The 2,901-nt window shown below is 41.8% G+C and carries 4 protein-coding genes; all 4 read right to left on the bottom strand.

The window, feature by feature from the left end; translation table 11 throughout:
* Positions 1–397 (bottom strand): CHC2 zinc finger domain-containing protein (locus SORDD27_RS02835; RefSeq protein ID WP_231069275.1); only part of this gene is annotated, 397 nt, incomplete at its 3' end.
* 196 nt (positions 398–593) lie between these two features.
* Complete coding sequence (locus tag SORDD27_RS02830) at positions 594–1,352, bottom strand: ABC transporter ATP-binding protein (RefSeq protein WP_061427196.1); 759 nt, start codon at positions 1,350–1,352, stop codon at positions 594–596.
* Positions 1,349–2,215 carry an ABC transporter permease gene (locus tag SORDD27_RS02825; protein ID WP_061427195.1) on the bottom strand — a complete coding sequence of 289 codons (867 nt, stop codon included), beginning with the start codon at positions 2,213–2,215 and terminating at the stop codon, positions 1,349–1,351. Before SORDD27_RS02825 ends, SORDD27_RS02830 begins: the two co-directional genes overlap by 4 nt.
* A gap of 65 nt (positions 2,216–2,280) precedes the next feature.
* Positions 2,281–2,901, bottom strand: a 621-nt coding sequence (locus tag SORDD27_RS10155; RefSeq protein ID WP_231069274.1) for an ABC transporter substrate-binding protein, incomplete at its 5' end; no start/stop codon positions are given.

The raw sequence follows: 2,901 nt of genomic DNA, 5'->3' as shown, positions 1-2,901 counted from the left end.
CTCCCATCTTGGTCGTCATGAGGATGGCATGGTAAAAGCGGGCCGCTTCTTCATGCATATCATATAGAGCTTGATGGGGGGAAGCTTGTTGAGGACGAGACTGGACAGGCATAGCCAGTTGAATACCGACGCGCTCTCCTAAGAGCTGAACGGCTTCCATGAAGGACACGCCTTGGTATTCTTCGATAAACTTAAAGACATCTCCTGAACGACCACAGCCAAAACAGTGATAAAACTGCTTGTCTTCCACAACGTTGAAAGAGGGGGTCTTTTCACCATGAAAAGGACAGAGCCCTAAATAGTTCCGTCCAGCCTTTTGTAAAGAAATCACATCACCTATGACTTCCACAATGTTGGCATTGTTTTTGATTTCTTCAATGACTTGCTTGTCAACCATACACAATACCTCCATCTTATCATAGTTTCACGTAAACTAGTATAGCTTATTTCTGAAAAAAAGTAAACCATTTCATACGCTTTCCGTAATTCTCTTTGCCTTATTTTTCTAGATAGAAAGAGGAGATAAAAAACTCAGAAACACTTCCATGTTTCTAAGTTAATTTTCACTATTTTTTGATGATTATTTAACTCATCTATTCAAATAATTGATAGTAGTCTGAAATTTTCATCTTAGCTTTTTCTTCTTTATTGAGGTCTTGGATGATACGGCCTTCCTTCATGACTATCAGACGATTTCCATACTTCAGTGCATCCTCCATATGGTGGGTAATCATCAAGGCTGTTAGATGATCCTTGCTGACAAAGTCATCTGTTAACTCCATCAAGGCAACACTAGTCTTTGGGTCGAGAGCTGCTGTGTGTTCATCCAACAAGAGCAACTCTGGTCGCTTCAAGGTTGCCATCAAGAGACTCAAGGCCTGACGTTGTCCACCTGAAAGAAACTCAATCGGAGTATCTAGATGCTTTTCAAGACCATTTCCCACTTTTTCAATGGTAGCCTGAAACTCTCCCCGATGACTTGATAGCCTTCTAGGAAGGAGTCCTCTCTTCTCACCACGAAACTTGGCAATCAAGAGATTTTCCGCCACCGTCATACGAGGAGCCGTACCCATTTTAGGATCCTGAAAGACACGAGACAAGTACTTAGCCCGCTTTTCAGGTGAAAAATGCGTCACATCCTCCCCCATGATACGGATACTTCCACTTGTTAAAGGCAAGGTACCTGCAATAGTGTTAAAAAGCGTTGACTTCCCTGCTCCATTTCCCCCTAGGATGGTAATGAAATCATGTTCGAAAATTTCAAGAGAAACATCATTCAGAATGATTTTTTCCTCATTAAAGCCATTCGTGATGACTTTGGTGGCATTTTTTAATTCTACAATTGCTGTCATTTGCTAAACTTGACTCCTTTCAGGTATTTGCTTTTGAAGGTTGGAATCATAAGGCAAACTGCCAAAATCAAGGCGCTGTACAAACGAAGATAACTTGTATTAAACCCAAGAGCAATCACTCCCCAAACGAGGAACTGATAAGCAATAGACCCTACAACGATGGTCATGAGTCGCTCTGCCAGGGTCAAACTCTTGAACAAAACCTCACCAATAATCAAGCTAGCAAGCCCTACGACAATCACTCCAATTCCTCGAGAAACATCTGCATATCCTTCTTGTTGAGCAATTAAAGCCCCTGCAAGCGCAATGATCCCATTTGAGAGAACCAAGCCCATGAGTTCCATTCGTCCCGTATTGATACCAAAGCTACGAGCCATATCGGGATTGTCACCTGTAGCGATGTAGGCTTGACCTAGTTTAGTATCAAGGAAAAAGAGCATAAGGCCAATAATAAGAGCTACAAAGATTAATCCAGTCAGGAGTTGGTTAAGATCTGAATCAAAAGGCAAGACATCCTGAATTTGTTTAGTTCCAAGAAGCCCCAGATTGGCACGTCCCATAATCATGAGCATGATGGAATGGCAGGAAGTCATGACTAAAATCCCTGATAAGAGGGTTGGGATTTTTCCTTTGGTATATAAGAGACCTGTCGCCATTCCAGCTAGACAGCCCGCTCCTACTGCAGCTAAGGTCGCTAAGAATGGATTGACTCCCTGTGTTATCAAGGTTACAGTTACTGCTCCCCCAAGAGGAAAAGAACCTTCAGTAGTCATATCAGGGAAATTCAAAATTCGAAAAGTCATAAAGATTCCCAAACCTAAAATCGCCCAGACCATCCCCTGAGAAATAATGGATACTATCATAATCTTTCACTCATCTCTTTCTTTAGTAAAAATGGGAGGAGATGTGTCCAGCTCCTCCTTTATCTTTATTCAATCACTTGTCCTGCTTCTTTTAGAACGGACTCAGGAATGGTGATACCAAGTTCCTGCGCTAGTTTTTTGTTAATCACTGACTTACCAGTTGAAAAGACATTAACTGGCGTATCAGCTGGTTTTTCACCTTTCAAAACTTTGGCAATCATCTTACCAGTAGCCACTCCAAGATCGTGTTGGTCAACTACTACAGATGCTAATCCACCTGCTTCTACCATGGCAGTGGCACTTGGGTAGATTGGCTTTTTAGCTGTTTGGTTGCTTGAAACAACTGTTGAGAATGCGGATGCGATGGTGTTGTCAATTGGAACCCAAATCGCATCAACCTTACTTGTCATGACATTAACTGTTGAAGCAATTTCATTGGTTGATGGAACGGCAAATGTTTCGACTGTCAAACCTGCTTTTTCAGCATAAGCCTTGAATTCTTCAACTTGTGATTTTGAGTTATCTTCGCTACTTGAGTAGAGAGCGCCGATTGTTTTGACATTTGGTGTCAAAGTTTTAATCAATTCCACTTGTTGTTCAGCAGGGTTATGGTCTGATACCCCTGTGATGTTGCCACCTGGTTTTTTCAAATCTTTAACCAAGTTAGCACCGATTGGGTCTGTAAT

The sequence above is a fragment of the Streptococcus oralis genome (assembly GCF_001579025.1).
Classification (GTDB): domain Bacteria; phylum Bacillota; class Bacilli; order Lactobacillales; family Streptococcaceae; genus Streptococcus; species Streptococcus oralis_X.
This window is presented reverse-complemented; position numbering and strand designations above follow the sequence as displayed.

What these genes read in the sequence shown, in the direction of transcription:
- SORDD27_RS02825 (WP_061427195.1), bottom strand. Translation starts at nt 2,215, where the DNA reads ATGATAGTATCCATTATTTCTCAGGGGATGGTCTGGGCGATTTTAGGT.
- SORDD27_RS02830 (WP_061427196.1), bottom strand. Translation starts at nt 1,352, where the DNA reads ATGACAGCAATTGTAGAATTAAAAAATGCCACCAAAGTCATCACGAAT.